Here is a 1,644-nt window from a genome sequence, read left to right as displayed (position 1 = left end):
GAGAAGTTGGGATTTGAGAAGTTTGGTACATTCCCTGATAACATGAAATATGCTGATAGATCCTATATGGATGCATATTGGATGATGAAGAAACTTTGAGAAATGGCGGAAGGTGAAGTGGACCGCATATTTGATGCAAAATACAAGTATCGTGAACTAGAAAATGAAGATGGAAGTTATATCATAACAGTGTATGGTGATGCGCCTTTTCCAGACAACATTGAAGGACATTAAAAATATAACTTTCAGAATAATACTCTAACAGTATAAAAGGGGGAGGCAATGACTTATACAGAGATATTTCAAGAAATAATTTCAATTATGAAAGAAGATTCCGCTACCTGTAAGGATTTTGGAGCAGGAGATTATCAGGTATTCCAAAGTAAGATTTCAGATGACATGGAACGTATGGAGTTCCTTCATGTTGTCCAGGAGTATCTGGCAACTTTTGGACTGGAGGGACATCTGGACTTTGTAGATGCGACGCTGGGATCAATAGGTTTTTCGGTGATGAGGCTAGGCGATGAGCTGTACGTAACAAAGGCAAATGCTGATACGGGTCTTGTTCCAGGAGATAGAATTATTGCAGTTGACGGTGAATCAATAACAGCTATTGCGCATAAAGAAAGCCGGATACTTATGGAGAAGTCTGTTGAACGCCAGGGTATGATGTGGCCAACCGTACTGAAGTTTTATAAGCTTGTTACTGTCGTTCATCAGGACGGTACAAGAGAAGGAGTTTCCATTATCCATGACTCTAAAGGAAAAGACGAAGCCAAGTATTCCTTCAAAGAATATCAGGACAATACGCTTTATCTCAGGTTGAATGATTTTGCGGATCTGGATGCAATCAATCAGCTGTATACCGATTGTAAGAACGCTCTTGATAACTGTAAAAAACTCATTGTAGATGTTCGGGGAAACGGAGGAGGCGCAGATTCTGCGTTTGTGCCACTTTTGGAGTATTGTTTCCCTGAGGGAAAAGAAATTACTGATTATTACAAAGCTGAGTATCCAATTGAAGTCAATTATTCCTTGAGAAATTGCAAGGACCGAATTAAGCTTCTGAGAGATATGTTGGGTGAAAATCCACCTGAAGACATGGCGCCGATGCTTGATAAAATGGTAGTTGATAATACCGAGAACATGGGAAAAGGTTTTATAGAAAGCGAAGATGAGTTTATGGACGGAATAACCGGTAGAGCTTATCCTGAAAGGGTGTTTATCATCACTGACGAAAGATGCGCATCTTCCGGAGATGCCTTCGTCGAAGTAATGTCTTTTTCTCCTAAAGTAACAGTAGTAGGAAGACCAACCATGGGTATTACCGATTATTCAAACTGCTCTGTGGTTCGGTTTGATGACTTTGGCCTGATTTATCCTACTTCAAGGGATAAACGCATCGATGGCGGAAAGGGACTGGCTCACAAAGGTGTTCCTGTAGATAAATATATAGCGTGGTCTCCTGAGAGTATATACAAAGATGTTGAATTGGACTATTGCCTTGAGTGCAAATGAGTATCTAGGGGTGTGTTATCAATTGATTTAATTTCAGGATTATGTACAACTTGAGCTGGTGTAAAACTGCCTCTATCTAAGAGGTTTCATTTAGTGGCAGTTCAATTTTAGGTTGTGGTTCTGCCT

The 1,644-nt window shown here is 40.1% G+C and carries 2 protein-coding genes and 1 pseudogene; all 3 read left to right on the top strand.

What is annotated here, in order from left to right; all coding sequences use genetic code 11:
* Positions 1-99 (top strand): annotated as a pseudogene (locus BM146_RS20470) (GNAT family N-acetyltransferase); the annotation flags it as partial.
* 3 nt (positions 100-102) lie between these two features.
* Positions 103-234 carry a hypothetical protein gene (locus BM146_RS20250; protein ID WP_278308536.1) on the top strand — a complete coding sequence of 44 codons (132 nt, stop codon included), beginning with the start codon at positions 103-105 and terminating at the stop codon, positions 232-234.
* An 87-nt stretch (positions 235-321) separates the two neighbouring features.
* Positions 322-1,518 carry a S41 family peptidase gene (locus tag BM146_RS18890; RefSeq protein WP_207649948.1) on the top strand — a complete coding sequence of 399 codons (1,197 nt, stop codon included), beginning with the start codon at positions 322-324 and terminating at the stop codon, positions 1,516-1,518.
* The last annotated feature ends 126 nt before the right edge of the window (positions 1,519-1,644 follow it).

It is taken from the genome of Butyrivibrio proteoclasticus (assembly GCF_900115735.1).
Taxonomy (GTDB): Bacteria; Bacillota; Clostridia; order Lachnospirales; family Lachnospiraceae; genus Butyrivibrio; species Butyrivibrio proteoclasticus_B.
Note: the sequence above shows the minus strand (reverse complement) of the source record. Positions and strands in the feature narration are given on the sequence as shown.

Coding starts and splice junctions, on each gene's coding strand:
- BM146_RS20250 (WP_278308536.1), top strand. CDS start 103: ATGGCGGAAGGTGAAGTGGACCGCATATTTGATGCAAAATACAAGTAT.
- BM146_RS18890 (WP_207649948.1), top strand. CDS start 322: ATGAAAGAAGATTCCGCTACCTGTAAGGATTTTGGAGCAGGAGATTAT.